At 62.5% G+C, this 25,085-nt stretch carries 25 protein-coding genes and 2 pseudogenes; 17 read left to right on the forward strand and 10 right to left on the reverse strand.

What is annotated here, in order from left to right:
- Positions 1–95: 95 nt before the first annotated feature.
- The 3 genes from DWV00_RS28200 to DWV00_RS28210 form a co-directional block, all read right to left on the reverse strand.
- The gene (locus DWV00_RS28200; RefSeq protein WP_115537037.1) at positions 96–2,273 is read right to left on the reverse strand and encodes a malate synthase G; all 2,178 of its coding nucleotides are present in this window, start codon (positions 2,271–2,273) and stop codon (positions 96–98) included.
- Positions 2,274–2,316: 43 nt separating this feature from the next.
- Positions 2,317–2,724: a heme-binding protein gene (locus tag DWV00_RS28205; protein ID WP_115536922.1), complete on the reverse strand. Its 408-nt coding sequence runs from the start codon at positions 2,722–2,724 to the stop codon at positions 2,317–2,319.
- Positions 2,725–2,929: 205 nt separating this feature from the next.
- Positions 2,930–3,928 carry a phosphoribosyltransferase gene (locus DWV00_RS28210; protein WP_115536923.1) on the reverse strand — a complete coding sequence of 333 codons (999 nt, stop codon included), beginning with the start codon at positions 3,926–3,928 and terminating at the stop codon, positions 2,930–2,932.
- Between the two features lie 366 nt (positions 3,929–4,294).
- On the opposite strand from DWV00_RS28210, the gene flhD reads away from it, so the two are divergent.
- From flhD to DWV00_RS28230, 3 genes are all read left to right on the forward strand, one after another.
- Entirely contained in the window at positions 4,295–4,612 is a 318-nt protein-coding gene (flhD, locus tag DWV00_RS28220) for a flagellar transcriptional regulator FlhD (protein ID WP_115537038.1), read from the forward strand.
- A gap of 16 nt (positions 4,613–4,628) precedes the next feature.
- Complete coding sequence (gene flhC, locus DWV00_RS28225; protein ID WP_115536925.1) at positions 4,629–5,162, forward strand: flagellar transcriptional regulator FlhC; 534 nt, start codon at positions 4,629–4,631, stop codon at positions 5,160–5,162.
- Positions 5,163–5,385: 223 nt separating this feature from the next.
- Positions 5,386–6,192, forward strand: a complete 807-nt coding sequence (locus DWV00_RS28230) for an alpha/beta fold hydrolase (RefSeq protein WP_115536926.1) — start codon at positions 5,386–5,388, stop codon at positions 6,190–6,192.
- A gap of 39 nt (positions 6,193–6,231) precedes the next feature.
- On the opposite strand, the gene DWV00_RS28235 is transcribed toward DWV00_RS28230, so the two are convergent.
- On the reverse strand, positions 6,232–7,122 hold the full coding sequence (locus DWV00_RS28235) for a LysR family transcriptional regulator (protein WP_115536927.1): 891 nt from the start codon (positions 7,120–7,122) through the stop codon (positions 6,232–6,234).
- Between the two features lie 101 nt (positions 7,123–7,223).
- Between DWV00_RS28235 and DWV00_RS28240 the strand changes: the two genes are divergently transcribed.
- Both DWV00_RS28240 and DWV00_RS33810 read left to right on the forward strand, forming a co-directional pair.
- Positions 7,224–8,201 (forward strand): NAD-dependent epimerase/dehydratase family protein, encoded by a 978-nt coding sequence (locus DWV00_RS28240; RefSeq protein WP_115536928.1) that lies wholly within the window; start codon positions 7,224–7,226, stop codon positions 8,199–8,201.
- A gap of 763 nt (positions 8,202–8,964) precedes the next feature.
- Positions 8,965–9,168 (forward strand): hypothetical protein, encoded by a 204-nt coding sequence (locus tag DWV00_RS33810; RefSeq protein WP_147297993.1) that lies wholly within the window; start codon positions 8,965–8,967, stop codon positions 9,166–9,168.
- Positions 9,169–9,316: 148 nt separating this feature from the next.
- Here DWV00_RS33810 and DWV00_RS28250 read toward each other — a convergent pair whose 3' ends face one another.
- Entirely contained in the window at positions 9,317–10,234 is a 918-nt protein-coding gene (locus DWV00_RS28250; protein WP_115536930.1) for a LysR family transcriptional regulator, read from the reverse strand.
- A 209-nt stretch (positions 10,235–10,443) separates the two neighbouring features.
- Between DWV00_RS28250 and DWV00_RS28255 the strand changes: the two genes are divergently transcribed.
- The 7 genes and pseudogenes from DWV00_RS28255 to DWV00_RS28285 all read left to right on the forward strand — a co-directional run bounded on the left by DWV00_RS28255 (position 10,444) and on the right by DWV00_RS28285 (position 16,574).
- Entirely contained in the window at positions 10,444–11,499 is a 1,056-nt protein-coding gene (locus DWV00_RS28255; protein WP_115536931.1) for a porin, read from the forward strand.
- Positions 11,500–11,620: 121 nt separating this feature from the next.
- A complete protein-coding gene (locus DWV00_RS28260) occupies positions 11,621–12,673 on the forward strand; it encodes an alpha/beta hydrolase (protein ID WP_115537039.1) in 1,053 nt (350 codons plus the stop codon).
- The gene (locus DWV00_RS28265; protein WP_115536932.1) at positions 12,661–14,007 is read left to right on the forward strand and encodes an MFS transporter; all 1,347 of its coding nucleotides are present in this window, start codon (positions 12,661–12,663) and stop codon (positions 14,005–14,007) included. Before DWV00_RS28260 ends, DWV00_RS28265 begins: the two co-directional genes overlap by 13 nt.
- Before the next feature lie 46 nt (positions 14,008–14,053).
- Positions 14,054–15,052, forward strand: coding sequence for an alpha/beta fold hydrolase (locus DWV00_RS28270; RefSeq protein ID WP_115536933.1), 999 nt, complete (start codon positions 14,054–14,056; stop codon positions 15,050–15,052).
- 102 nt (positions 15,053–15,154) lie between these two features.
- Complete coding sequence (locus tag DWV00_RS35130; RefSeq protein ID WP_115536934.1) at positions 15,155–15,286, forward strand: hypothetical protein; 132 nt, start codon at positions 15,155–15,157, stop codon at positions 15,284–15,286.
- A gap of 75 nt (positions 15,287–15,361) precedes the next feature.
- A pseudogene (locus DWV00_RS35135) lies at positions 15,362–15,577 on the forward strand (hypothetical protein); the annotation flags it as partial.
- Entirely contained in the window at positions 15,576–16,574 is a 999-nt protein-coding gene (locus DWV00_RS28285) for an autotransporter outer membrane beta-barrel domain-containing protein (RefSeq protein WP_181885614.1), read from the forward strand. The pseudogene DWV00_RS35135 and the gene DWV00_RS28285, both read left to right, overlap by 2 nt.
- Before the next feature lie 56 nt (positions 16,575–16,630).
- Here DWV00_RS28285 and DWV00_RS28290 read toward each other — a convergent pair whose 3' ends face one another.
- The 3 genes from DWV00_RS28290 to DWV00_RS28300 form a co-directional block, all read right to left on the reverse strand.
- Positions 16,631–17,410, reverse strand: a complete 780-nt coding sequence (locus DWV00_RS28290; RefSeq protein ID WP_245965072.1) for an Imm52 family immunity protein — start codon at positions 17,408–17,410, stop codon at positions 16,631–16,633.
- Positions 17,346–17,624, reverse strand: coding sequence for a Tox-REase-5 domain-containing protein (locus tag DWV00_RS35140; RefSeq protein ID WP_115536937.1), 279 nt, complete (start codon positions 17,622–17,624; stop codon positions 17,346–17,348). Before DWV00_RS35140 ends, DWV00_RS28290 begins: the two co-directional genes overlap by 65 nt.
- Positions 17,625–17,932: 308 nt before the next feature.
- Positions 17,933–18,244 (reverse strand): hypothetical protein, encoded by a 312-nt coding sequence (locus tag DWV00_RS28300; protein ID WP_147297994.1) that lies wholly within the window; start codon positions 18,242–18,244, stop codon positions 17,933–17,935.
- 513 nt (positions 18,245–18,757) lie between these two features.
- Between DWV00_RS28300 and DWV00_RS28305 the strand changes: the two genes are divergently transcribed.
- Positions 18,758–19,213, forward strand: a complete 456-nt coding sequence (locus DWV00_RS28305; protein ID WP_147297995.1) for a hypothetical protein — start codon at positions 18,758–18,760, stop codon at positions 19,211–19,213.
- A 523-nt stretch (positions 19,214–19,736) separates the two neighbouring features.
- On the opposite strand, the gene DWV00_RS28310 is transcribed toward DWV00_RS28305, so the two are convergent.
- Positions 19,737–20,153 carry a hypothetical protein gene (locus tag DWV00_RS28310; protein ID WP_147297996.1) on the reverse strand — a complete coding sequence of 139 codons (417 nt, stop codon included), beginning with the start codon at positions 20,151–20,153 and terminating at the stop codon, positions 19,737–19,739.
- 119 nt (positions 20,154–20,272) lie between these two features.
- Here DWV00_RS28310 and trhA point away from each other — a divergent pair, with 119 nt between their 5' ends.
- The gene (gene trhA, locus DWV00_RS28315) at positions 20,273–20,893 is read left to right on the forward strand and encodes a PAQR family membrane homeostasis protein TrhA (RefSeq protein WP_115536941.1); all 621 of its coding nucleotides are present in this window, start codon (positions 20,273–20,275) and stop codon (positions 20,891–20,893) included.
- Between the two features lie 86 nt (positions 20,894–20,979).
- A complete protein-coding gene (locus DWV00_RS28320) occupies positions 20,980–22,956 on the forward strand; it encodes a sensor histidine kinase (protein ID WP_115536942.1) in 1,977 nt (658 codons plus the stop codon).
- 2 nt (positions 22,957–22,958) lie between these two features.
- Here DWV00_RS28320 and DWV00_RS28325 read toward each other — a convergent pair.
- Positions 22,959–23,251 (reverse strand): annotated as a pseudogene (locus DWV00_RS28325) (addiction module antidote protein).
- 732 nt (positions 23,252–23,983) lie between these two features.
- Here DWV00_RS28325 and DWV00_RS28335 point away from each other — a divergent pair.
- Both DWV00_RS28335 and DWV00_RS28340 read left to right on the forward strand, forming a co-directional pair.
- A complete protein-coding gene (locus DWV00_RS28335) occupies positions 23,984–24,385 on the forward strand; it encodes a type II toxin-antitoxin system RelE/ParE family toxin (protein WP_115536943.1) in 402 nt (133 codons plus the stop codon).
- Positions 24,366–24,731, forward strand: coding sequence for a helix-turn-helix domain-containing protein (locus tag DWV00_RS28340; RefSeq protein WP_115536944.1), 366 nt, complete (start codon positions 24,366–24,368; stop codon positions 24,729–24,731). Before DWV00_RS28335 ends, DWV00_RS28340 begins: the two co-directional genes overlap by 20 nt.
- Positions 24,732–25,085: the final 354 nt, after the last annotated feature.

Consider the following 25,085-nt stretch of genomic DNA (forward strand, 5'->3'; position numbering starts at 1 on the left):
CGTGTCGCACCGTCGCCATGCTTGCGCGACCGCGCGACACGGGCTGTGCGCCGCCGCCCCGAGCGGCGCGCAGCCCGTTTCCGGCCTTCTCTCCTTTACCCGCCCGCCAAATGGCGCTTGAACTCGAGCCGGAACCGGTGAAGCAGCGGCTCCGTATAGCCGCTCGGCTGGGCCCGGCCTTCGAACGCCAGCGCGCAGGCCGCTCGGAACGCGAACGACGCCGAGTAATCGGGCGCCATCGGGCGGTAATTCGGATCGCCGGCGTTTTGCTCGTCGACCACGCGCACCATCCGCTCGAATGTTTCCTTGACGAACTCGGGCGCGACGACCCCATGGCGCAGCCAATTGGCAATGTGCTGGCTCGAAATGCGCAACGTGGCCCGGTCCTCCATCAATCCCACGTTGTGAATATCGGGCACCTTCGAGCAGCCCACGCCCTGATCGATCCACCGTACGACATAGCCGAGGATGCCTTGCGCGTTGTTCTCGATCTCGCGGCGGATGTCCTCCTGCGACCACTGCGCACGCTCGACCACCGGCACCGTCAGCAACCCGTCGAGCAGCGCATCGCGCTCGCTCGCATAGTCGAGCGTCGTTTCCAGCGAACGCTGCACGGCCTGCACGTCGACTTCGTGATAATGGAGCGCGTGCAGCGTGGCGGCGGTCGGCGACGGCACCCAGGCGGTGTTCGCTCCCGCGCGCAGCTGCGCGCCCTTTTGCTCGAGCATCGCGTGCATGAGATCGGGCATCGCCCACATGCCCTTGCCGATCTGGGCGCGTCCCCGCAACCCGCACGCCAAGCCCACGAGCACGTTGTTACGCTCGTAAGCCGTGATCCAGGCCGAACGCTTCATGTCGCCCTTGCGCAGCATCGGCCCCGCTTCCATCGCCGAGTGCATTTCGTCGCCCGTGCGGTCGAGAAACCCCGTGTTGATGAAGGCGACCCGCCCCGCCGCCGCGGCGATCGAGGCCGAAAGATTGACGCTCGTGCGGCGCTCCTCGTCCATGATGCCGATCTTGATCGTCTGCGCAGGCAGGCCGTACAAGCGCTCGACCCGGCCAAACAGCTCGTCGGCGAATGCGGCCTCGGCCGGCCCGTGCATCTTCGGCTTGACGATGTAGATCGCGCCCTCGCGCGAATTGCGGCGGTTTTTCCGATCGTGCAGCGCGCACAGCGTCGTGACGACGGCGTCGAGAATGCCCTCGGGAATCTCGTGCCCATCGCGGTCGAGCACCGCGCTCGTCGTCATCAAATGGCCGACGTTGCGCACGAACAGCAGCGAGCGGCCGTGCAGCGTCACCGTGCCGCCGTCGGGCGCATGGTAAGTGCGGTCGTCGTTCAAGCGCCGCGCGAACGTCTTGCCGGCCTTGCTGACCTGCTCCTCGAGCGTGCCTTGCATGAGCCCGAGCCAATTGCGATAAAGCAAGACCTTGTCCTCGGCATCGACGGCCGCGACCGAATCCTCGCAGTCGATGATCGTCGTGACGGCAGCCTCGAGCACGACGTCGTTCACATGAGCCGGATCGGTCTTGCCGATCGGTGCGTCCGCATCGATCTGGATCTCGACGTGCAGCCCGTGATGCTTGAGCAGAACGGCCGTCGGCGCATCGCGCTCGCCACGATAGCCGATGAATTGAGCCGGCTCGGCAAGGCGCGCCTCCCCGGCTTTCGTGCGGACGACGAGGCCGCCGTCGCGCACCGCATAGGCCATCGCGTCGCGGTGCGACGCGCCTTCGAGCGGCGCCGCCCGATCGAGAAACGCACGCGCGTAGCCGATGACGCGCGCACCGCGCACCGGGTTGTAGCCGCCCGCGCGCGCGGCCCCGTCGTCTTCGGGCAGCGCGTCGGTGCCGTATAGCGCGTCGTAGAGGCTGCCCCAGCGCGCGTTCGCCGCGTTCAGGGCATAGCGCGCATTCGACAGCGGCACGACGAGCTGCGGCCCCGCCTGCTCGGCGATCTCGACATCGACGCCGGCCGTGCCGATTTTCACCTCGGCGGGCGGCACGGCGAGATAGCCGATCTCTTGGAGGAACGCTCGGTAGGCCGGCAGATCTCGAATGGGGCCAGGATGCGTGCGATGCCATTCGTCGAGCGCCGTCTGCAGGCGATCGCGCTCGGCCAGCAGCGCCCGGTTTTTCGGGGCAAGCTCGTGCACGATCGCGGCGAAGCCTTGCCAGAAGGCCTGCGCCTCGATGCCCGTGCCCGGCATTGCCTCATGTTCGATGAAACGGCTGAGTGCCGGATCGACACTCAGCCCATTGTGGTCGGTCAGATTCATGATGCGGTTGCTTCGTTTGTTGGAAATCGGCTCCCGGCTACCCCTCGATGCTTTGGGCGGCGGTCCGCGCCACATGCGCGTCCTGTTCGGACTTGACGCCGGAAACGCCCACTGCTCCGACGACGTGCCCGCCGACTACGACCGGCACGCCGCCCTCGAGTGCGCCTTGAATCAGCGGAGCGCTCAGAAACGCGGTGCGCCCGCCGTTGATCATGTCCTCATAGGCTTTCGAATCGCGGCGGCCTAGCGCCGCGGTGCGCGCCTTTTCGATCGCGATGTAGGCGCTGAGCGGCGAGGCGCCGTCCAGGCGCGTCAGCGCGAGCGGGTGTCCGCCGTCGTCGACCAGCGCAATCGCCACGTTCCAGCCGTGCTTCTCGGCTTCGGCGCGTGCGGTGTCGATGATCTTGTTTGCTTCGGCGAGACCAAGTACGGATTTGGTTTGCATCGTCAGCTCTCTCTCAAAGGTCAAAGGAAGGTGCGACGTCGGCGCGGTGCACCGCGTCGAGTTCATTGTCGCAAGCTTGCGCTTGCCCGTAGGTTGCGTGAACGAATACCGATCTGCTGATCCACAGCATAGATGCCAATCGGTCCAGCCGTAAAACCGTTCCGGCCCCATGCCCTCGCGGCCGGCCGCGCCGGCGCGGCGAGTGCTAAGCGGCCGGCAGTGCTTGCGGCCGCGCGAGCATGGGCCCGCCGGCAGCCGTCTCCCACCGATGAGCCGAAACGAGCTGGCCCGCGCCCTGGAACGCATCCCACCAGACGACGCGCATGAGCGGCGCGAACTGCGCGATGTGGATGGACTGCACCGGATCGCTTTCGACGAAATGGGTACACGACAGCGCGACCGCCGCCCGCGCCTTATGGGCCGCCACCTCGTGCGGACGGTCGCCGTAGCGGGCGGTGTCGCGCATGACGAGGGAAGGCCCGTGAAATCCGTGCCGCGCCAGCCAATCGAGCGTGCGAGGGCGGTCCATCTCCGGACGGCCCGTCACGATCGCCTTGACGCGGGTAAAGTCGATGCCGGGCAACCGCTCGAACGGTAAAAGCGCGTCGCGCTCGGCCAGAGCGGCGGCCAGATCGGCCTCGTAATGTTGCGGTGCGACATCGGGCAACAGGATGCCGTCGAGATCGATCGCGTAGACCGCGAACTCGTGATCCTCGCCGATCGCCCCGTCCATGCCCGCGCGCGTGCGCTGCCAGGCCTCGCGATACCCGTCGGTGTAGGCGTGGCGCTCCCAGGGGAACAGCACGAAATAGCCGCGCGCATCGATGCCGTAATCGGGCCGCATCCGGCTCAAATCGTCGAAGGCGGCCACGAGCGTCTTGACCTCGAGCCCATGGCCGCGCAGGAAAGCGACGCAATCGTCGAGCGTGTTGCCGGCGCCGGCGATGTCCTCGCAGACGAGCACCTTGCTGCCGGGGGGCGGCAGTGGAATCGAAGAATCCCATGCGACCGCGCGCGTGGCCCGCTCGTAGCGCAAGAATGCCGCCGGCACCCCCACGGCGTGCGACACCATCAGTGCGAGCGGCCCGCCGCCGCGCAGAATCCCGACCGCGCACGCGAATCCCTCGGCAGCCAGATCGGGCTGCAGCGAGGCGATCCATTGGTCGATCCGATCGTAGGTCAGCGCAAGTATCGGTTTGTGCATTGCGAAGATGGATTTCCGGCCCTATGCGACTAAAAGGTGAGCGCCGGGCACCTCATTATTGCCAATAGGCGCGCCGCCGTCCATCGAACCGCGCGGACGCGCCGCTCACGCCGCTCGTGCGGCAACCCCACACGAAGCTTACGCACATCTTTCAAAAACCGCTTCGCCCCGCTCGCGTGCCAGGGCGCGTAGGAAAACGCTGACAAATGCCTCGGCGCGGACGACATCATGTTCCGACGCCGCTGATTGGAGCCGGCAACGATCTGAACAATACTTCCATCCATCGCATGCACCACGCCGCACAGCTTGAAAAGCGGCTCGATCCCGACGCATGCAAAACCCGTTTTCCCGGCTGCGGAGGCTAGTGTGGACGATCGTGAAGTGCTCGAATCGATACGCGAAATCAACCTGTCGTATCTGATGCTTGCGCAGCACATGCTCAACGAGGACTACGCGGAGGGGCTGTTCAAGCTCGGTTTGTCCGCGCAAATGGCCGACTTGATCCACATGCTCACGCCCGCACAGACGATCAAGGTCGCGCAAGCGGAAGACATCGTCTGCGACTTCCGCTTCCAGGATGCGGAAATGCTGAAGGCGCTGACGATGGCCGAAAAGGGCCTCGACGCCACCGCCACGCACGCGGCGATCCTGCTTGCCGCGCAGCCTGCCCGCCAATTCGCCTAAGCCCGAGAGAGACGCCATGCCGAAGATCAGCCTGATCGAAGAAGCTCAAGAAGTCTCGCGCGCCGTTGCCCTGATCGAACTGGGCGCCCGCATGCAGGTACTCGAGTCGGAACTCTCGCTCTCGCGCGAGCGGCTCATTCGCCTGTACCGCGAAGTCAAATCCGAATCGCCGCCGAAGGGCATGCTGCCCTCGTCCGCGGACTGGTACATGACCTGGCAGGCCAACATTCACGCGTCGCTGTTCTATCACACGTACTCGTTCCTGAAGCAGGAAGCACGCTGCTCGCACGTCGACGCGCTGACGAAAGGCTATCGCCTCTATCGCGAGCACTGCACGAGCACGGGCCTCGACGTGCATCTGGATCTGACGCGTGCCTGGACCCTCGTGCGCTTCTTCAACGGCGGCATCCTCGAGATGCATCAATGCTGCCGCTGCAAGGGCAAGTTCGTCTCGTACAAGCACGACCTGCCGCGCGCGAAGGCCTGCGTGATGTGCCAGCCGCCGTCGCGGGCCGGCAAGAAAGCGAAGACGCTGGAAGCCGTGCACTAACGGCGCCACGCGGGCCGGCGCCACGCAGCGGCCTGCCGGCCGCCCTGCACCAGCCGCTACCGCCCGAACGCAGGCCCGCCGCCCGCGTCCCGCCCAGTTCATCCTAGTTCCCCCGAATTCCCCCGAATTCCTCCGAGCGCTCTTGACCTCGGAGGTAATCGATTTCGCCCTCCGCTCCTCCTACGATGCCTGTCAACGCATCGACAACCCAAGGAGAACGGATATGCCCTTCATGACGACCGGCGACGGAACGCAGCTTTATTGGTGCGAGTGGGGCAGCGGCGCCCCGATGGTGTTCGTCAGCGCGATGGCTTGCGGCACCTCGATGTGGGACTACCAGTTCGCCGAATTCGGCGAACGCGGAATGCGCTGCATCAGCCTCGATCGCCGCGGGCACGGCCGGTCGGACCGGAGCCCGCGCGGCTACGACTTCGACACGTTCGCCGACGATCTAGCGCAGTTGATCGACACGCTCGACCTGAAAGAGATCACGCTCGTCTCGCACTCGATGGGAAGCGGGGATATCGTCCGCTACCTGAGCCGGCATGGCAGCGGGCGGGTGGCCCGCATCGTCATGCTCGCGCCGACCACGCCGATGCTTTTGCTGACCGAGAACAACCCGGCCGGCGTGCCGCGCGAACAATTCGAAGCACTGTGGGCCCTGTGGCGCCGCGATTATCCGAGCTGGGTAGCCGGCGCGGCGGCGCCGTTCTTCATCCCCGAAACCTCGCCGGCGATGATCAAGTGGGGCACGACGTCGCTGCTGCAAGCGTCGGTGCCCGTCGTGCTCGCTTGCAGCCGGGCAATGGCGGAGACCGACTTCAGAGATGAGATGCGCCGCATCGACGTCCCGGCACTGATCGTGCACGGCGACCGCGACCGCTCGGTGCCGCTCGAACTCGGCGGTCTGCCGTCGTCGGAGTTGATCCGGGGATGCAAGCTGAAGATCTACCCCGGCGCGCCGCACGGGTTGCTCTACACGCACATGGATCGATTGCACGCGGACATTGGGGACTTTCTGCGCGCGTGATCGGCCCGTAATCGACGCGTGGCCGGTATGCGCCGCCGCTCAGCCGGCGGCGACGTACGCCTGCAACCCTCGCACCAGCGCGTCGAACGTCGCCTTGCAGCGCGCGCTGGCGCGCAAGTCCTCGTGCATCACCACCCAAGTTTGCAGCTTCAGCGCGATCGCGTCGGGCAGCAGCCGCACGAGCCGGTCGCGCCGGGCGATTCCCGTCTGGCACATGCCGATTCCGCAGCCCGCGCGAAGCAGCGCAAGCTGCGCGATATTGCTGTCGGTGCGCAGTGCGAACGTTTCGCGCTTCCAGAGCGGGAACGCTTTGCCGGCCTCGCGCAGAAACGGCGTCACCTCGTCGAACCCGATCAGCGAGTGCATCGAAAGCTCGGCCAACGTCGCGGGCGCACCGTGCGCCTCGATGTAATCGGCTCGTGCGTACATCCCCAGTTGAACGTCGCCGATTTTGCGGGCGATGAGCGCCTCCTGCGACGGCTCGGCCATGCGAACCGCGATGTCGACCTCGCGCTGCAGCACGTCTTGCAGGCGATCGGTCGGGACCAGTTCGATCACGAGCCCGGGATGCGCGCGGCGCAGCTCGGCGATGAGGGGCGGCAGCACCTCGATGCCGATGACGTCGCTGGCCGATACGCGCACGACGCCTGCCACGCCGCGCCCATGGCTGGCCGCCGCCCGCTCGAGCGCCGCGGCCGTGCTTTGCAGCGCGGCCGCATAACCGCGTAGCTCGAGCGCAGCCTCGGTCGGCAGCAGCCCCGACTGCGAACGCGTGAAGAGCGTCTGCCCGAACGCGGCCTCGAGCGCCGCGATGTGACGCCCGGCGGTTGGCTGCGTGATATCGAGCGCGCGTGCCGCGCCGGACAGCGAACCCTCCGTCAGCACGGCGAGAAAGGTCCGATAGAGTTCCCAGTTCAGATTGGTAGCCATACATAAATGTATAGCCGATCGATCATGCTTGCCAATTCCTTTATATCAAGAAGCGCACCAGAATGCCTCCATCGAAACACCCCCTTCCTTGGAGAGACGCGATGGAAACGACGCAAGCATTGCAGGACAAGCGCGCACTGGTGCTGGGCGCGACGGGCGGAATCGGCAGCGAACTGGCGCGCCAACTGCGCGATGCGGGCTGGGAAGTCAAGGCGCTCACGCGCCGGCCCGGCGCCGAGGGCGAGCGCGACGGCATCGTCTGGATAAACGGCGACGCCATGGACCGCGAATCCGTCGTCGCGGCCGCGCGCGGCTGCAGCGTGATCGTCCACGGCGTCAATCCGCCCGGATATCGGCGCTGGTCCGAACTCGTGCTGCCGATGGTCGACAACACGATCGCGGCCGCGCAAGCGGTGGGCGCAACGATCGTGTTGCCCGGGACGGTCTACAACTACGGACCCGACGCGTTTCCGCTGCTGAAGGAGGATTCGCCGCAACGGCCGTCGACGCGCAAGGGCGCGATCCGCGTGGAACTCGAGCGCAGGCTGCAAGCGGCGACGGCACGCGGCGTGCGAACGATCGTCGTTCGCGCCGGCGACTTCTTCGGCCCGCACATCGGCAACAGCTGGTTCTCGCAGGGGCTCGTCACCGGTGGACGCCCGGTCAAGGCCGTGAGTATTCCCGGACGGCCGGGCGTGGGCCACGCGTGGTCCTACGTGCCCGACGTCGCGCGCACAATGCTCTCGCTCATCGAACGCCGTGAAACGCTCGACCCGTTCGCCACCTTCCACATGGCCGGACATTGGGACGAGGATGGAACGCAGATGGCGCACGCAATCCGAGCCGTCGCCGAACGCCACGGCATGCGCCCGCGCCTGCGCCGCTTCCCGTGGTGGCTCGTGCGGCTCGCGTCGCCGTTCGTTCCGACGCTGCGCGAACTGATGGAGATGCGCTATCTGTGGCGCGTGCCGGTGCAACTGAGCAATGCGCGGATCAACGAAGTGCTCGGCGGCGAACCTCACACCCCGCTCGACGTTGCCGTCGAAGCGACGCTGAAAGGCGTGGGTTGCTTGTCCTGAAGGCCCGGCGCCCTTTCGGGCGCCCGCCGTCTCCGGCGTTCATCGTCACCTCGGCGGCATCGGATTCGTATCGGAGGCGATTATTATCCGTCTCGTTCATTACAGCTTAATTTCACACTCGCAAGTAAAAATGCGTAGATAGACGATTATGTCTATCCACCGGATCCCTCAAAATACATCACCCCATTCGTTTCTAATCAATTTCCGTCCGACATAGTGATACGATACGGCCAACCGAATAGCATCTCACGGTCACTATAATCGACGGCTTGAAAGAATCGCTGCCAATTATTGCAAGATGCGCATCGATATCATTCAGTCCTATAACACCAAAATGGGATAAATGGACGCGCAATTCGACGAGACCAGCGAGGGCGCACCCTCGAACTCTGTCGGCATCGAGCGGCGACAGCGTTGCGACGAAGGCATGCCTGAATCGGCTTCGACAAGGCCGGCAGACGCGCCGGCTGCCGCGCGCGCCGTCAGCGTCAGCGTCGACCTGCAGCGGCTCCTGCCTGCGCGCCGCAAACGTCCGATGTTCGCGCCGCGGCCGGTTCGCGCGCCTGCCCCGCACGGTGCAGGCGATGCGCCGGCGGTTGCGCATGGCGAGCGCGCGCCTCATGTGCAAGCGCTCCCCCGTATCGAGGACGATAAGCGACATCTCGCGCATCGGCCCATCGCACCGTTTCCACACGACTTGCTTCGCGGCAGCGGATGCGTGGACCCATTGCCATCCGAGGTTCGGCGTGTGGCGGTCCATGGCATGAAAAAGACCTCCGAGGCGGCCGCGGCGGAGTGCTACGGCGTATTTCTTTACGACGCCGATGGCCGTGAACACAAGTTCATGCACTACGACGACGCGGCGAGTGCGACGTATGCCGCGCTGTGGCTCGGCCAGACGCACCGGATCGGCGTCGAGTTCAGCAATTTCAACGATCCGAAGACGCTCCGGCCACTGCGCTATTGAGGCGCGACCAACGCGCAAGATGGTGTTGCAGTTACGAAATAGCCCATATTCACCTGCCGAATTCGTGCGGTTCAGACGCGTCAGTCTACGAAACGGTGGCTAAGGCGGAAACGTCCGGCTCAGTCGCTCTGCCCCGCGCGCAACGCTGTCACTTCGGACGCTGCCGAAACTGCCCCAACACGAATTCGACGAAGCGGCTAGCGGCGCCATTTTGCTGCGTCGTGGGAAAGCTCAGCGTCAATGGTGCCGTCAACACGTGGGGCTTCTTCAGCCGGCGGTACACCACGCCCGCTTGGTTGTACCGCTGCATCGACGCAGGCACGAGCGCAATGCCGATCCCCGTCGACACGAGCTTGATCCCCGAAAGCATCCGCGGCACCTCGCGCACGACGTTCGGCGAGAACCCCGCCTCGCGGCACACGGTCAGGATGTCCGCGTACATGCCTGGTGCGCCCGGGCGGCGCACGAGGATGAACGGCTCGTCGGCGAGCGCGCGAAGCGCGATATCCGCTTGCCGGCCTTGTTTGCCGGCCAATGTCGGATGGTCCTCAGGCAAGGCGACAACCATCGGCTCTTCCTCGAGCACTTCGAACGACAACCCCGGCGGCAGCTCGACCGGCTTGCGCAGGAATGCCACGTGAACGAGCCCCCCCGCGAGCCGCTCGTTGATTTCGGCCGCGTTCAGTTCGACCAAATCGATGCCGACGTCGGGATGCAACCGCCGGAATTCGCGAATCGCTTCCGTGGTCAGCGGATGAAAACTCGCTGAGCTCGTGAGCCCGATCAAGATCGTGCCTAGTTCGCCGCGCGCGATTCTGGCCGCGCGCTCCACCGATTGCTGAAGGCCGTCGATGATGCGCTGCGCATCCTGCGCGAACGCCTTGCCGGCTGGGGTCAGCACGACGCCGCGCGGCAAGCGCTCGAACAGTTCGAAGCCGATCTCCTCCTCGAGCAGGCGAATCTGCTGCGACAACGGCGGCTGCTGCATCGCAAGGCGAGACGCCGCACGCGTGAACTGCCCCTCCTCGGCAACGACCAGGAAGTAACGCAGGTGCCGCAATTCCATCGTTCGTCTCCATGATGACTCTGTGCGCGGTTCGATGCGAATTTCCCATATTTATAAAATATGGATAGCTTTTGAAATAGGTATTTTACATTTACCACCTTCGAACCTACGATCTGGCCCATCGCGATAAAAACCGGGATCGACCGCCGCCAGCCGCGGGCCATCACGGATAACAACCACACCTCGGCTTGCATGGATCGGAGACACTAATGAAAAAGCAATACGTCGTCGCTGCCGTTGTCGGCGCGGCCAGCCTCACCGCGCACGCGCAATCGTCGGTCACGCTCTACGGCCTGATCGACACGAACATCGAATTCGTCAATCACGCCAATGCGAGCGGCGGCACCTTGGTGCGCGAGACCTCGGGCGGCCTCAGCAATTCGCGCTTCGGCTTTCGCGGCACCGAAGACCTCGGCGGCGGCTATACGACGTTCTTCCAACTGGAGGCGGGCTTCAACAGCAACGACGGCACCAATACGACGTCGGGCGTGCTGTTCAATCGAACGGCGGCCGTCGGCGTGTCGAAGGCATCGCTCGGATCGCTTTCCGCCGGCCTGCAGTACACGGCGATGTACGACATCCTCGAGCAATACGATCCGATGGGCTATTCGCCGCACTACACCTGGTTTCCGACCACGGGCTCTTCCGACGACATCTCCTACAAGGCGCGGCTCAACAACTCAGTGAAGTACGTCGGTCAATTCGGCGGCCTGAAGGCCATCGCCGACTACAGCTTCGGCGGCACGGCGGGCTCGTTCCAGAGCAACGCGGCCTACGGCGCCGGCTTGCAGTATGCGATCGGCAACCTGTCGGCCGCCCTCGCCTACGACTATCGCAACGGCGCGGTCACGACGGCGGGCACATGGACGAAGTCGCGCAATTGGAGCCTGTCGGTGCGCGACCAGATCGGCAGCGCCATCTTGATGGGCGGCTACGAACACTTCCTGGAGAATCCGACCAAGGGCGCGACGGTCTCGGCGGCGCTGTGGTTCGGCGGGATGCGTTATCGCTTCACGCCGGCATTCCAGTTGACGACGGCCGCCTACTACCAGAGCAACAAGACGAGCGGCGTGTCGAATGCGATCATGGGGGTCGTCAGCGGCGACTATGCGCTTTCGAAGCGCACGGACGTCTACGCGACCGTCGCATACGCGGCCGCGACGCACAATGGGAACGGCTCCTTCACACCGGTCGGCGTCACCGACGATACGGCGTTCTGGGCGAACCAGACCGCCGTTACGGTCGGTATTCGTCATCGATTCTGATCGGCGCATGATGAAGGACAACGGCATGCAAGGGCGACTCGGGAGTGCTTCGATGAATCCAATCAGGCGCGCGTGCGCCAACACGCTGCGTAAAAGGCTACGATGCGCAGCCGCGATCGTGATGGCGGGAGGCACGTTACCGATCGTCGCGTTGCCGTTCCTCGCACTGCCCACCACCGCACTGGCGCAGCATGTGTACGCACCGCACCTGCACCCGGTCGCGGTGATCGCGCCCACGCGCTTGCGGCTCGACACGCCGCAGGGGGCAGCGCAGTTTCCCCTGTATCTGTCGGCCGACTGGAACGTCCCGCAGCCGCGCATCGAGCGAGCGGTCATCGTCATTCACGGCAAGCTGCGCAATGCGGACGTCTACTATCGAACGGCGTTGCATGCCCGCGACGCGGCCGGGGCGGATCCGGCCACGACGCTCATGATCGCGCCGCAGTTTCTCGCAACGCTCGATATGAGCGCGCACGATCTACCCGCGGACATGCTGCATTGGAACGAGAACGGCTGGATGGGCGGCGAGCCCGCGGAAGGCAGCGTACCGATCAGTTCGTATGCGGTGCTCGATGCGATCGTCGCGCGCCTGGCGGACCGGCATCTTTTCCCCCGTCTAAAGCAGATCGTCTTCGCCGGCCATTCGGGCGGCGCGCAAGTCGTGCAGCGCTATGCGGTCGCGTCGCACGGCTTGCGGACGCTCGCACAAGAGGGCATCGACGTGAGCTATCTGGTCTCGAGCCCGTCGTCGTACGTCTATTTCGACGATACGCGTCCCAGCGCGAACGGCGGCTTCGCGCCCTTCGATGCAGCGCAATGCGCAAGCTTCGACGATTGGAAATACGGAATGCGCAAGCGCCCGCCCTACGTGAACGACCGCGGCCCCGAGCAGTTGGAAGCCGCATACGCTAGCCGCCGCGTAACGTATCTCGTCGGCGGCAACGACGACGCCCCCAATCAAGCCGCACTCGATCGCAGTTGTCCCGCCGAGGCACAGGGGCCGCAACGCGTCGCGCGCGCGGAAAGCTACTTCCACTACCTTCAAGCGCGCCACCCCGAGGGCTTCAATCAACATTTTCACGTGGTACCCGGCGTAGGCCACAATGGCGCGCGGATGCTCACGTCGTCGTGCGCGCTTGCAACGATGTTCGGAACCGGATCATGCCAACAATGAATGCGCCACACACGCTCGACAACCCGCCCGCGCTGAGCCCGCGCATGGTCCGCCGCGCGATCGTAGCGTCGGTGCTCGGCAGCGGCCTCGAATGGTTCGACTTCCTCGTCTACGGCTACTTCGCGAAGATCATCGCGCAAGTGTTCTTTCCCGCGGACAAACCGTTCATCTCCATCTCGCTGACGCTCGCCACGTTCGCCATCGGCTTCCTCGTGCGACCGATCGGCGGCATCTTGCTGGGCATCTATGCCGACCGCGCCGGCCGCCGGCGTGCGCTGGCGGTGCTGATCGTCACGATGGCGGCCAGCACGCTGCTGATGGGATTGACGCCCTCGTACGCGACGATCGGGATCGCCGCGCCACTGCTCATCGTGCTCGCTCGGCTGCTGCAGGGCATGTCGGTCGGCGGTCAATTCGCCACCGCCTCGGCGATGCTCGTCGAGTACGCACCGCCCGGCAAAAAGATGTTCTACGGCAGTTTCAACATGTCGGCGCAATCTTTCGCCCTGCTGCTGTCGTCGGGTACCGGCTGGCTGCTGACCACTCATCTCACGCATGCCCAGCTCGTCGCCTGGGGCTGGCGCGTGCCGTTTCTGATGGGCTCGCTCGCCGGCCCAATCGGCTTTTATATTCGCCATCGCGTTGCGGAATCGCCCGAGTTTTCCCAACTACGCGAGCATGCCAGCACAACCCAACGGCAGACCGTTCGCGCGTTCTTTCGCGAGAACACCGACGCCGTCATCTGCGCGATGGGCATCATCATCGTCGGCGCGGCAACGAACTATGCGTGGCATTCGTACTTGCCGCTCTACGCGGAACGTCAACTGCACCTGCCGCTCTCGACCGCGCTCGTCGGGGCCTTCGTCTCCGGCGTACTCAATCTGGGATTGTTCCCGCTGGCGGGCAAGCTGTGCGACCGCTACGGTGCCTACCGGCTCTTCTACCCGGTCGTGATCGCATGGATCATCGTGGCGTACCCGCTGTTCGGCTTCGTCATCGCCTCGCCCTCGCCTGCGCATTTGTTCATCGCGCAGATGGTGTCCACGCTCTTTCTTGCCGCCATGTCGGGCTCGCATCCGGGCATGCTCGCCACGTTGTTCCCCGTGCGCAACCGCTCGACGGGCGTCGCGCTCTCGTACAACGTGGCCGTGACGCTGTTCGGCGGCCTCGCGCCGCTCACGATCACGTCGCTCACGCATTGGACCGGCAGCAGTTATACGCCTGCTTTCTATTTGATCGTGGCCGGCGTCGTCTCGCTCGCGATGGTCTTCTTCACGAAGTCCGGACGAGATCCCGTGCCGCTCGCGCAGGAAGGCTCGGCCGCGACGCAGTGACAGTAAAAGTAACAGCAACGATTCATCCACGTTCGACAGGCCTTGCATGACCCAGCTATTTCGCCCCGACGACGAACGCGCGCCGAACGAGCGCCCCGTCGCCGCGGTCGCCCCCGATCGGCTCGCTGTCACGACTTCGGTGGGCAGCGGCGTCGCTCCGCTATATGTTTCGTGCGACTGGGGCATCGCGCAGCCTAAGGTCCGGCGCGTGGTGATCGTGATTCACGGCCGCCTGCGCAACGCCGACGCGTATTTCGAACTCGCGCGACAAGCGCGGGCCGCGGCGGGCGGCGACGCGGAAGACACGCTGCTCATCGTGCCGCAGTTTCTCGCCGCGGCGGACGTCGCGGCGCATGGGCTTGCACCCGATACGATGCACTGGGAGTGGATCGGGTGGATGGGCGGCGACGGCGCGTTGGGGCCGGCGCCGCTAAGTTCGTTCGACGTGCTCGACGCGATCCTGGAGCGGCTCGCTCGGCGCGATCGATTTCCGTCGCTCGAGACGGTCGTTATCGCGGGGCATTCGGGCGGCGGGCAGGTCGTGCAGCGTTATGCGGTCGTCACGCGCGGGGAATCGCGGATGACGGATCAAGGCATCGCGCTGCGCTACGTCATTGCGAATCCGTCATCGTATGTGTATTTCGACGAATTGCGCCCAACCGCGGACGGTGAATTCGCGCCATTCGATGCCGCGCGTTGTCCCGGTTTCAACGACTGGAAATATGGATTGAACCGGTTGCCCGCTTATGCGCGTGAAATGGCGACCAATACTTCGGCACAGGCACTCGAATATGCGTATGCACGCCGCAGCGTCACCGTGCTGCTCGGCAGCGACGATTGCGACCCCGCCCATCCCGCGCTCGATAAATCATGCGCTGCACAGACCCAGGGAGCCCATCGTTTGCAGCGAGGGCTGGCTTACGAGCGCTATATGCGGATGCGGCATCCGTCATTGGATCACCGGACGTTGATCGTCGACGGTTTCGGCCATGACGGGAAAGGCATCTTTACCTCGCCGTGCGGCTTGGCAGTGCTGTTCGGTTAAAGCGGAAAGGGCATTGCCGGCATTTGTCGACATCGAGCAGCCTAGACGTGAAACCGCTCACCCATCGCCGCAAGTACGGCATACATCGGTTCGGCCGACGCCATGGGTCGTGGTCGAGGCTGCTGGGTCACAGCCGGCGGAACGGCGACGTCGACGACACTGAACGGTGCGACGCAAACCGTCAGTTCAGGCGGCGCGGCGAGCACCACGACCATCAACGCCTTCGGGCAGTAAGGCGTCTACGCCGGCGGTAGTGCCGCCGTCACGACGGTCAACAGCGGGGGCGCCCAATATGCCGTCGGCGGCTCGCTCAGCAACACCACCGTCAACAATTCCGGCTTCCAGGAAGTCGACAGCGGATCGGCCACGAACACCGTCATGAGCGGCTCCACCGCCGAACAGGACGTGTATCAGGGCTCGGCCGTCAGCACGACACTCGTAGGCGGCATTCAGTTCGTTCTCTCCACGGGTGTTGCCAGCGCCACGACGCTCGGCAGCGGCACCGATCAGTTCGTCAGCAGCGGTGGGACGGCCTACGGCACGACTGTCAGCTTCGGAGGCGCCCAGTACCGCAACGACGATCGCCCCCGTCGACACCAGCATCTACACGGCACTTGGCCCGGCCGCGGCGCTGGACGCGCAGGCATTCGACGCGGCGCTGCTCGACCGCCTGGCCACCGCGCCCGCCTCGGCCGGCGCGGGCGCGCATGACGGAATGTGGGCAACGCTCACCGACGGCTACGCACGCGCGGACGGCAGCGGCACGGCTTCGGCGTTCGGCGCGCATCGCTACGGCTTTGCCGCCGACTTCGATCACCACGTCGGCGATCGCACGCTCATCGGCGGCGCGATCGGCTACGAACACGACGACATCGGCGAAAGCTCGACGCCGGACACAGGCAAGCTCGACACCATACGCTTCGCTGCCTATGGCAGCCGCATGCTCGGTCCGATCGACGCATCGGCCGTGTTCGGCTATGGCTCCGGCTGGGCCAGCGAAAAGCGGCCGTTCGGCGCGGGCTCGAACAGTACGCCCGAAGGCAGCAATTGGCTGCAAGCGTTGAGCGGCAAAGCGCAGGCGGGGCTGCCTCTCCCACTCGGCGGCAATACGGTCCTGGAGCCGCGTGCCGGTCTGCATTGGGCCTGGCTGCATGGGCAAGGCTTCACCGAATCGGGCAGCGGCGGACAAAATCTTGCCGTCGGCGCGGATACGGTTCATAGCGCGCAGCCCTATGTTGGGCTGACGCTCATGCATGCGTTCGGTACAGCCGACAAACCCGTGAACGTACACTTGGATTTGGACTACGCGCGCGAGTTGGCGGGTAGGACGCGGACAGTGACGGTGTTCGCCCAAGACGGCACTGCGTTCGCGGCGCCTGGCGCGCCGCTCGCGCGGGACATCGTGTCGCTCGGCACCGGCGTGCGAGCCCAGATCGGCCAGTCATGGTCCGTTTCGGGCGAGGCCTCGACGCAATTCCGTGAGGGCTCGATGGTCCATGTGCAGTTGAATTACCGGTTCTGAACGGCGCGCGAGCACCACGTTGTACCTGGGCGCTAAATGCGCGCACGTGCGGACCGCTAGCGAGGCAGTAGATCTTGATCCGCCAACCGGACTTCTATCGCATTCGCGATCTTCACGTGCTCCGGGTTGTCCACGGTGAAAAGCTCGTCGGCGACACTAATGATGATCGTGCCTTTCTGCTTGTCACCTTCCGTGACCGGTACCAGTTCTGCTGCTTCCGGCAACTCCACAGCCGTGATTGCCGTTGCGAGATAGAGCATCCAGCCTGCCCCCGGCCTTTTGGCGAATACCTTGTGCGCGGTGTAGTACCGGAGCGGGCCGACTCTGATTTGAGAAGCGGTGGGCCAGATGTCGACTAGGCCGTGCACAAATTGTTGCATCGTCTTCGAATCGTCAAGTTCTGCAACCCGCTCAAACTGAAGGTTAAATACGCATCTTGGTAGATCGACGTCCGATGACAATGAACTGGAGAACGCCGCACAGCGCCCCTTCGTCGCTCCGTTCCAGACAGCCGTTATCCGGTAGTCGATCGTCTTATCCTTTTCATCTTTGGCGCGAAGCATCGCTAGCGCGATCGGAGTTGGGCCGCTTTGGTCGAAGGCGGGGTTCGCAAGAGAAATTTTCGGCGTCGAAGCGGACGGGTACCATTTTTCGATCGGGAACCCTAGCGGCTCGAACAGCTTTGCAACCCTCCAGAGATCGCCAAGATGCTTCTCCTGAGAAGGGAGGGTCGCTTTCAGCGGCAGTTGAAAAATCAAGGTAATTTGCATATCAAGGATAAAACACGCATTCGATTGAGAGATCTTCGTCCACAAAACGGCCAGCGAAATACTCATGAGGAATGGGTTGCATGAAATACCACGTCAACTTCGTTGGTGGATTATCTCGAGCGACAGCGCTTTGCTTGCGGGCTTGCCTCATTGTGTCCACTAGCCCTGAAATCGAAAAAAACCATTTTGGCTGTCTAGTTTTCAAATCAAAAAATTGAGTGTCTCTTGCCTTCGCTTCTTGCAAGCGACATTCCCTCAGACGGAATCCACCAAATTCAATTGTTTCGAATTTTCATTCAGTAGTTGGCGCAAACCCGGTCACCCTGAACTGATAGTCGCGCGAAATCGGGGACATGGACCATCGGCACGTTATTAGGTGGCCACGCGCTGGTGGGCACTGTTCTGGGGATTCTCGCGACATCGGTAATACGCGCCCAGTCGATCGCGACTTCGCACGTTCATCGTCGAGGCTGTCGGAGTTGGTTGACGTTCGATCAAGGACTCCGCGAACGGCATCACCAAGAACAGCGAGCAGTACTGCAATCAGAGCACCCGCTAATTCGAGTCCAACGGGACGAAGCTCCGTCATCAGTTACCCTCCTGGCCTTGTTCGAATCTCTTGAGAGCCAGCTCCAGCATGTCTTGGAAACGGTCGTCAGCCGAATCGCCCTCCTTCCCGAGCCACTGAGAGATTTCGGGCCGACGATAAAAACTCGGTAACAGCGCCTCGAGCCGCAAGAAATCCCCGATTACATCATCTTGGGTAAGGCCGATACGTTTAGCTTCGCTATATGCTCTCGCGAGACGATGGAGTAATGTCGGATCGGCGCCTAGCTTCGGGTATGCATAGACGATCCTATCTCGAAGAGATGTGACAAAAGCACTCTCTTGCTCTTTCATGGTTGAAACTGCAGCTTGCGGCTGGGCTGTGTGCTCTAGCATAAATCGAGATGGGAGCCGCTCCCACAGTTGCAGATGTCGACGCATACGCGACAACTCAATGGATCGCCCGCGCGACAAACGTGCAACCGCAGCGAGGCCGGCTATTGCTGTGGTCGGCCGATCATTCTGCCGAAGTAAGCAAAGTGAAGGTCATCTCCCCAAAAAAATCAGTCTAACGGAAGGCTACTCGAGTGCAGCCGGCTTGAATCGGCCGCGGATGACGTACACAGCGCAGCCTTGTACCTCGCCAAGTTCAACGGTGATTGCGTCCGATTTTTTGCCAGAAATCAGCGTACCTTCGCGGCGGCCAAGAAGATTGTGAATTCCGGGCCGACTTGCATCGGCGTACTACGAGCACTTTTTGACAGGGATGGAGCTACCGGCCTCCGGGCGCTCCTGATCGAGACATATCGTTGGTTTAAGACTATCGTATACGTAAAAACACAGACCCATGCGGGGGGGGGGAAGACCATGTCCAAAGCGAATCTGGAAGTAGTTCAGGCGACAGCGCAACCGAAAGGCGGAAAAATTGGCTTTAACGATCAGCATGCGTTAGATAAATCGCGCACTGCGGAGATTGTCATCGTACTTTGCGGTCCGATGGGTACTCCACTGCATGACGTGGCCAAGACGTTCAAGCAACTTCTCGAGGGCACTGATTATCAATATCAGCATGTCTCCATCATACGACTCAGCGACGAAATCAGATCAATCGCAAATCTCAAAAAAATCAATTGCTCGACAAAAGAACTAATCGAAGCAGGAAACGATCTTCGACAGAAACACGGAAACGCGTTTCGGATTCTTCCATTCGATGGCGTAGCCCCGTCCCGATTTCTCAAGTTCTTCTCAGCCCATGACGGCGGACGCAAGGACGCAAGAACTGGAAAAATGAGGCGCGACCCGCTTATCCTGTGGCCGCGATAACACTGGAAGCGATTCCCACCCTTGAATCTATGGCGGTCCGTACTCTACAATTCGGCCAGCCGCAGACGCCGTCAGCCAGTTCTGTGCTCTCAGCAGACGGAGCCCACGAGACTGATGAATACTGAGCATCAACCGGGGGATCGAGATAAGCAGCTGTCGTTGAATTTCGAACCATCGCAAGAGTCTGCCACTGTTGCGACTGAGGGCACGCTCGAAGGGGAAACCCGACCAGCTTGTTGCGCTGAAGGTGCAAAAATTTTGCGGATGCCCAACGCGTTGGATCGATCCCGCAAAGCGGCGGCCGAGCGAGAAGCGGAGCTGCTTGAGCGGGTACTTCGGCGCACGAACTTTTTCTGAAAAACGTATCTGAAGCATCGACTGTTAGCCGCCACCTCCGAACAGTCCCCCCCGGCCCCGCCACATTCGGTTAAAAACATACCGCCGAAAATCGCCGTTGCTTCGGCCAGAGGACGGTCGCTAGTCCGCGAAACAGAAGCTTCGCGTCGACGGACCTTGTCCAGCGTCAATAAGCCCGCTTTGCACGGCTCGCGCGATAAAAGGCTCCGTCCTGATAGACCACGATGCCCTTGCCGCTACGGAATACGTAACCGCATGGTTCGGCATTGAGCGCCAGCGTACGGGCCGAAAGGCCCGCATCCTTGCGCCCCGCCTTGTATTCGCGGAGCAGCAGCGAGGTTATATCCTGCTCGGATGCCTGCATTTCGTTAACCGAACAGTCGTCGCTTCCAATCTTCAGGCTGTCTTTCGAGATGACGACCTGCTGCCCGACAAGACGGCGCAGTTCATCATCGCTGACGGACACCTCGCCGTACCCAACAATGGAATCGACATGCCACGCTCCGTAAAAGCTTGCGGCGGTGCCAACGGTCGACGAGGCAAACCCGCTAGCACTAGCGGCGAGAAGGAACGCCGCAAGCATGCGTCGCGCCATTCGTCCGAACCCGTCCGCCCCGAAACTACGATCAACCACAGCATTCCTCTCCGGATCGGTATCATCTCTCCTATTTATCTTAAAAGGCCGCGCCGGGGAATCGTGTCATGCATGTCGGTGAGCGTTTCAACAGCATTACCCATCTTGTCGGTGCAGTACTGTCGATAGCAGGGCTTTCCACGCTAGTGACGATCGGCGCCCTCGACGGCGACGCATACAAGGTGGTGAGCTTCAGCGTATACGGTGCGATGCTGTGCGCGCTATACGGGATCTCGACGCTTTATCACAGCGTGCGAGGCCCGCGACTGAAAGCCATTCTTCAGAAATGCGATCACTCGGCGATCTATTTGCTGATCGCAGGCAGCTACACGCCGTTCACGCTCGTCACGCTGCGCGGGCCGTGGGGGTGGTCGCTGTTTGGCGTGAGCTGGGGACTTGCCGTGTTCGGCATCGTGCAAGAGCTCACACTCGGGCGGCGCACCCGCATCCTCTCGATGACGTTGTACGTGCTGATGGGCTGGCTCGCGCTTGTCGCGATTCACCCGCTGATCCATGCGCTGCCCCCGGCGGGAACAGCCTGGCTCGTGATGGGCGGCGTTATCTATAGCGCCGGCATCTACTTCTTCATCAACGACGAACGCATCCGCCACGGGCATGGCATCTGGCATCTGTTCGTGCTGGCCGGCAGCCTATGCCAATTCGTGAGCGTGGCGCGGTATGTAGCTTGAGGCACAGCGGCTAGTCCTTGCGCCTGACTGCATCGGGATGACGGCGTGTCATCGCGCCCACCGCATTTGCCTTCTAGAGTTTGACCATGCATGACAAGTATGCCGCCACGATAACGAAGGCAGCCTCGACGTACCGCCCCGTGCCGCTAGTCGCCAACGCGGTGTTCGTCTTTTCGTTAGTGTTGCTGATCATCGTGGGCCTCTTCTACTCGGAGGTCAGCAGCGAGCAGCCACCGACGGCAAGCCTGCACCTGACACAAGCCGACTGGCAGGTGGAAGACACCCCAGGCTTCAGCGCGCCGCCGTCCACGCTCGACAGCGATTCCCTGCCGAATGAATGGCGGCACGTGACGCTGCCGCTGGCCCGATCCATCGCTCTGGTGCACCAAGCCCGTACGACGAAGGCGACCGCGAGTCACATTACCTGGCTGAGGCTGTCAGTAAGCGGACTGCCCAGCCGGGCCGATCACCTCGCAATATACGGTGCCCGCATCAAAACGGACGGCACCATCGCGGTGTACGTCAACGACCAGCTGGTGTTCCAAGCGCAAGAACAAGGTCCGCTGTGGAACAGTACCCGTACTCCCCTGTGGGTCGTGATGCACCGGCATCCGACCGACGCGCCGGTGAAAGAGATCCTCGTTCGAATTGAACACACGCGCGGCACGCAGGTCGCCGTGTCGTCCCTTTGGCTGGGGCCGGTCGCTGCGCTGAAGGGTCGCTACCATGTGCGCCGATGGCTGCAGCAGGAACTGCCGGCGATATTCAGCGCGGCGTTTCTCTTAGTGGGAATTTTCGCTCTGTTCGTCTGGCTGCAGCGCAGTCGCGAGACAAGCTACCTACTGTTTTTCAACCTCGCCGTCACCTCGTTCCTGCGGAGTCTGCACTTTTACTTGGATGTCCCGATCGCCAACGACTGGTTCGCTTGGCTAACGGTGAACTCCCTGCTGTGGCTCGTTCTCGTCGTGCACTTCTTCCTGCGCCAATTGCACGGTCGCCCGGTCACGTGGTTCACACGGTCCATAACGGCGGTAACGGCCGGCATCGGCGTGTTGACGCTACCGATGCTGGCGGTATTGCCGAACACGCCGAAGGTCACCCCGCTGATTTACCCGATTGCGGCACTGATGGGCGCGAGCGTCGGGTTGGTGGGGGGCATTATTTCTTGGCGCCGGTCCAATGAGGGCGTATTCGTGGCGATCGGCGTCGGCGTCTGTACGCTGCTCGGGGTGTCCGATTGGCTGCTGCAGAACAACTTCGTCAACCCGGAGGGATGGTATTTCGGGGCCTACACCAATGCCATCACGTTTGGCGTTTTCGGTGTCCTGATGTACCGGCGCTATGTGCGTGCCATCGCCGAAGTCGAAGAGGCCAATGCGAACCTTGCACAACGCCTGAACGAACGCGAAGTCGAACTCGAGTTGAGCCATCAGCGACTGCGCGAAGCGGAGCGGCAGCAAACGATCAGCGAAGAGCGGCAACGCCTGATGCAGGATATGCACGACGGACTCGGCGGATCGCTGATCAGTGCAATTCGCTCGGTGGAGCATGGAACACTGGGCCACGCCGAAATCTCGCATGTTCTCAGGAGTTGCCTGGACGACCTGAAGCTGACCATCGACTCGATGGAGCCGACAGAGTCGGACCTGCTGCTGTTGCTCGCAGCACTGCGCTTTCGGCTCGAACCTCGTCTGGACGGCACGGGCGTCGCCTTGCGGTGGGAAGTGGTGAAACTGCCGCCGCTGAAATGGCTCGATCCTTCCAGTGCGCTGCATGTCCTGCGGATCGTGCAGGAAAGCATCGCCAACATTCTTCGTCACACGCGCGCCAGCGAGATCCGCGTGAGTACCGCCGAACTCGCGGACGGCGTGCGGGTCATCGTCGAGGACAACGGACACGGCTTCGACGTGGCGAGTGCCCTAGCGGCCGGCAAAGGACACGGCCTGAACAACCAGCGACGCAGGGCTCAGGCGATCAATGGCAGCGTCGATTGGGTGTCGGGGCCGCGGGGGACGCGCTTCACGCTATGGCTGCCGCTGGAGCGCGAGGTCCGGGCGGTTTAGGATCAAGCGGACAGCGGCTCAGGATGCAACCGGAGCCCGAGCGAGCGCAGCACTTTGAGCATGGTGGAAAAGTCGAGGCTTCGCTCGCCAGATAAGGCCTTGTACAGACTCTCTCGCGAAAGCCCCGCATCGCGCGCAATCTGCGTCATGCCGCGCGCGCTACATCACCAAGCGCCCTAGCAATGAATGCCGCGTCGTCGCCCGCTTCTTCGAACGCGGCTTCAATGTACACGCGCATTTCCTCTTTGTTGCGCAAGAGGTCGGCAACGTCGTACCGCGTAGTCGTCGTGGCCATAATCAACGCTCCGGCAGTTCCGTTATGTCGAATATAGCCTAGTGGCTACAGCAATCAATTCGAGCACTCTACCGACGCAAGCGAAGCGAACGCTGTTTCGTTGACGAAATCAGCCGGACGGAAGGCCGCGACGCTGCCGCCAAAATGCAAACGGGCCAACACAAACATCGAGCGGGCCGTCTATCGCATGTGGTGGCTGCAGGACTCGAGCCCGCCAGCCGATGATTACAAATCATTGAAATCTCATAATTATCGACGTTGACTCGGATACCGAAAACCGCCTCAAACCCATAGAACATAAGGGATACACGAAAACACTGTGCCCATCAACGTTGACACAGTTACCCTAGAACCGGATCTGAGAGCGGACACTTCGAAGAATCGCGCTTCGCACATGAAGCGGCTATTGACGCCGCAAGCCCGCCGCACGTGATGCGCCGCCAAGGGCTATGCCGCTCGTTCGGCACGCTCGCCGAATGGCTAGAAGTGCCCGCTGAAGTTGTCGCCCAAATTCACGGACGCAAGCCCAGCGCTCTGGCAGAAAAGCTCTGCCACCACCGCCCGCTCGACTTACTGCGCAAGTGGCACACACGCATCGAGGCCTGGATGCTCAGAGAAGCTGGTATCGACTTCGAGCCGAAGCAGGCTGCGGATTCATTCTCATAATATGGCCCTGATTACATATGACTTTTAAGCCATATGACATTGAATACATATTGCTTTTGATACATAATGGCTAACATGACCTGGGCGGTGCTGTTTCACGACGCATTCGACGCAGAGTTCCAAGCACTGCCCGAGGGTTTGCAGGATGAACTGCTAGCGCACGCGACGTTGCTTGGTGAGTTTGGCCCGAATCTTGGCCGACCGACCGTTGATAGCCTCAAAGGCTCTCAACACGCCAACATGAAGGAGCTGCGCTTCGGTTGGGATAACGGTGTCTGGCGCGTTGCCTTCGCTTTCGACCCCAAACGACAGGCGATTTTATTGGTAGGTGGCGACAAGGGCGGCGCTGACCAGAAGCGGTTTTACAAGCGGCTGATTACCGTGGCCGATGGCCGGTTCAATGAGCATCTAGCCTCGCTCGCAGCAGAGAAAGGAACGGAGAGCAAGCATGGCAAAAAAGCTCGATGAGGTGATGGCAGCACTGCCCGCAGCACGTCGCGCGAAAATCGAGCGACGTGCGCAGGAACTCGCCTCCTTGAAGGACTTGCGACAGGCGGTCGAGAAAACCCAGGTCGATTTGGCCCAGGCTCTAGGCGTCGGGCAGGACACCATTTCGCGCCTCGAACAACGTAGCGACATGCTGCTTTCGACCCTACGGCGCTACATCGAAGGCATGGGTGGAAAACTGGAACTGGTGGCGCAGTTTCCGAATCGTCCGCCGGTGATCATTGACCATCTAGCCGAAGAAAAAGCGCCAACCCGCTCTGCCACTCGAGCGCGGCGTTCACCCCGGGCAACCAGAGCGACAGCGTAATCGCGGCACACTCGCCGAACGAGGACGCGCATATTGTCCCAACTTTCTTCATTCTGGCGCCGATCTTTACGGCAACCTGTACAGCTCGCGCCTGGATTCTCAGTCGCCGTGGTCGGCGCCGTGCTGTGATGCAGCCTAACCGAAGCGTCGTTGCGCAAATGGTCGGCAACGTCATACCGCGTAATAGTCGTGGCCATCGCTGACGCTCCGGTTTCGAAGATCTTGCGCAGTTCGGTCATGTCAAATGTCGCCTAGTGGGCATGAGAAATCAATTCGAGCACTCTACCGACGCAAGCAAAGCAAATTTTATTTCGTTGACGAAATCAGCCTGACGGAAGGTCCCGGTTACGCAGG

Origin of the sequence: Trinickia dinghuensis (assembly GCF_003367175.1) — a bacterium.
Classification (GTDB): domain Bacteria; phylum Pseudomonadota; class Gammaproteobacteria; order Burkholderiales; family Burkholderiaceae; genus Trinickia; species Trinickia dinghuensis.

What these genes read in the sequence shown, in the direction of transcription:
- DWV00_RS33810 (WP_147297993.1), top strand. Translation starts at nt 8,965, where the DNA reads ATGAAAAAGACCTCCGAGGCGGCCGCGGCGGAGTGCTACGGCGTATTT.
- DWV00_RS28255 (WP_115536931.1), top strand. Translation starts at nt 10,444, where the DNA reads ATGAAAAAGCAATACGTCGTCGCTGCCGTTGTCGGCGCGGCCAGCCTC.
- DWV00_RS28310 (WP_147297996.1), bottom strand. Translation starts at nt 20,153, where the DNA reads ATGCTTGCGGCGTTCCTTCTCGCCGCTAGTGCTAGCGGGTTTGCCTCG.
- DWV00_RS28340 (WP_115536944.1), top strand. Translation starts at nt 24,366, where the DNA reads ATGGCAAAAAAGCTCGATGAGGTGATGGCAGCACTGCCCGCAGCACGT.
- flhC (WP_115536925.1), top strand. Translation starts at nt 4,629, where the DNA reads ATGCCGAAGATCAGCCTGATCGAAGAAGCTCAAGAAGTCTCGCGCGCC.
- DWV00_RS28300 (WP_147297994.1), bottom strand. Translation starts at nt 18,244, where the DNA reads ATGAAAGAGCAAGAGAGTGCTTTTGTCACATCTCTTCGAGATAGGATC.
- DWV00_RS28230 (WP_115536926.1), top strand. Translation starts at nt 5,386, where the DNA reads ATGCCCTTCATGACGACCGGCGACGGAACGCAGCTTTATTGGTGCGAG.
- DWV00_RS28260 (WP_115537039.1), top strand. Translation starts at nt 11,621, where the DNA reads ATGGCGGGAGGCACGTTACCGATCGTCGCGTTGCCGTTCCTCGCACTG.
- DWV00_RS28335 (WP_115536943.1), top strand. Translation starts at nt 23,984, where the DNA reads ATGGCTAACATGACCTGGGCGGTGCTGTTTCACGACGCATTCGACGCA.
- DWV00_RS28240 (WP_115536928.1), top strand. Translation starts at nt 7,224, where the DNA reads ATGGAAACGACGCAAGCATTGCAGGACAAGCGCGCACTGGTGCTGGGC.
- DWV00_RS28235 (WP_115536927.1), bottom strand. Translation starts at nt 7,122, where the DNA reads ATGGCTACCAATCTGAACTGGGAACTCTATCGGACCTTTCTCGCCGTG.
- DWV00_RS28205 (WP_115536922.1), bottom strand. Translation starts at nt 2,724, where the DNA reads ATGCAAACCAAATCCGTACTTGGTCTCGCCGAAGCAAACAAGATCATC.
- DWV00_RS28270 (WP_115536933.1), top strand. Translation starts at nt 14,054, where the DNA reads ATGACCCAGCTATTTCGCCCCGACGACGAACGCGCGCCGAACGAGCGC.
- DWV00_RS35130 (WP_115536934.1), top strand. Translation starts at nt 15,155, where the DNA reads ATGGGTCGTGGTCGAGGCTGCTGGGTCACAGCCGGCGGAACGGCGACG.
- DWV00_RS28305 (WP_147297995.1), top strand. Translation starts at nt 18,758, where the DNA reads ATGTCCAAAGCGAATCTGGAAGTAGTTCAGGCGACAGCGCAACCGAAA.
- DWV00_RS28320 (WP_115536942.1), top strand. Translation starts at nt 20,980, where the DNA reads ATGCATGACAAGTATGCCGCCACGATAACGAAGGCAGCCTCGACGTAC.
- DWV00_RS28265 (WP_115536932.1), top strand. Translation starts at nt 12,661, where the DNA reads ATGCCAACAATGAATGCGCCACACACGCTCGACAACCCGCCCGCGCTG.
- trhA (WP_115536941.1), top strand. Translation starts at nt 20,273, where the DNA reads ATGCATGTCGGTGAGCGTTTCAACAGCATTACCCATCTTGTCGGTGCA.
- DWV00_RS28250 (WP_115536930.1), bottom strand. Translation starts at nt 10,234, where the DNA reads ATGGAATTGCGGCACCTGCGTTACTTCCTGGTCGTTGCCGAGGAGGGG.
- DWV00_RS28210 (WP_115536923.1), bottom strand. Translation starts at nt 3,928, where the DNA reads ATGCACAAACCGATACTTGCGCTGACCTACGATCGGATCGACCAATGG.
- DWV00_RS28290 (WP_245965072.1), bottom strand. Translation starts at nt 17,410, where the DNA reads ATGAGTATTTCGCTGGCCGTTTTGTGGACGAAGATCTCTCAATCGAAT.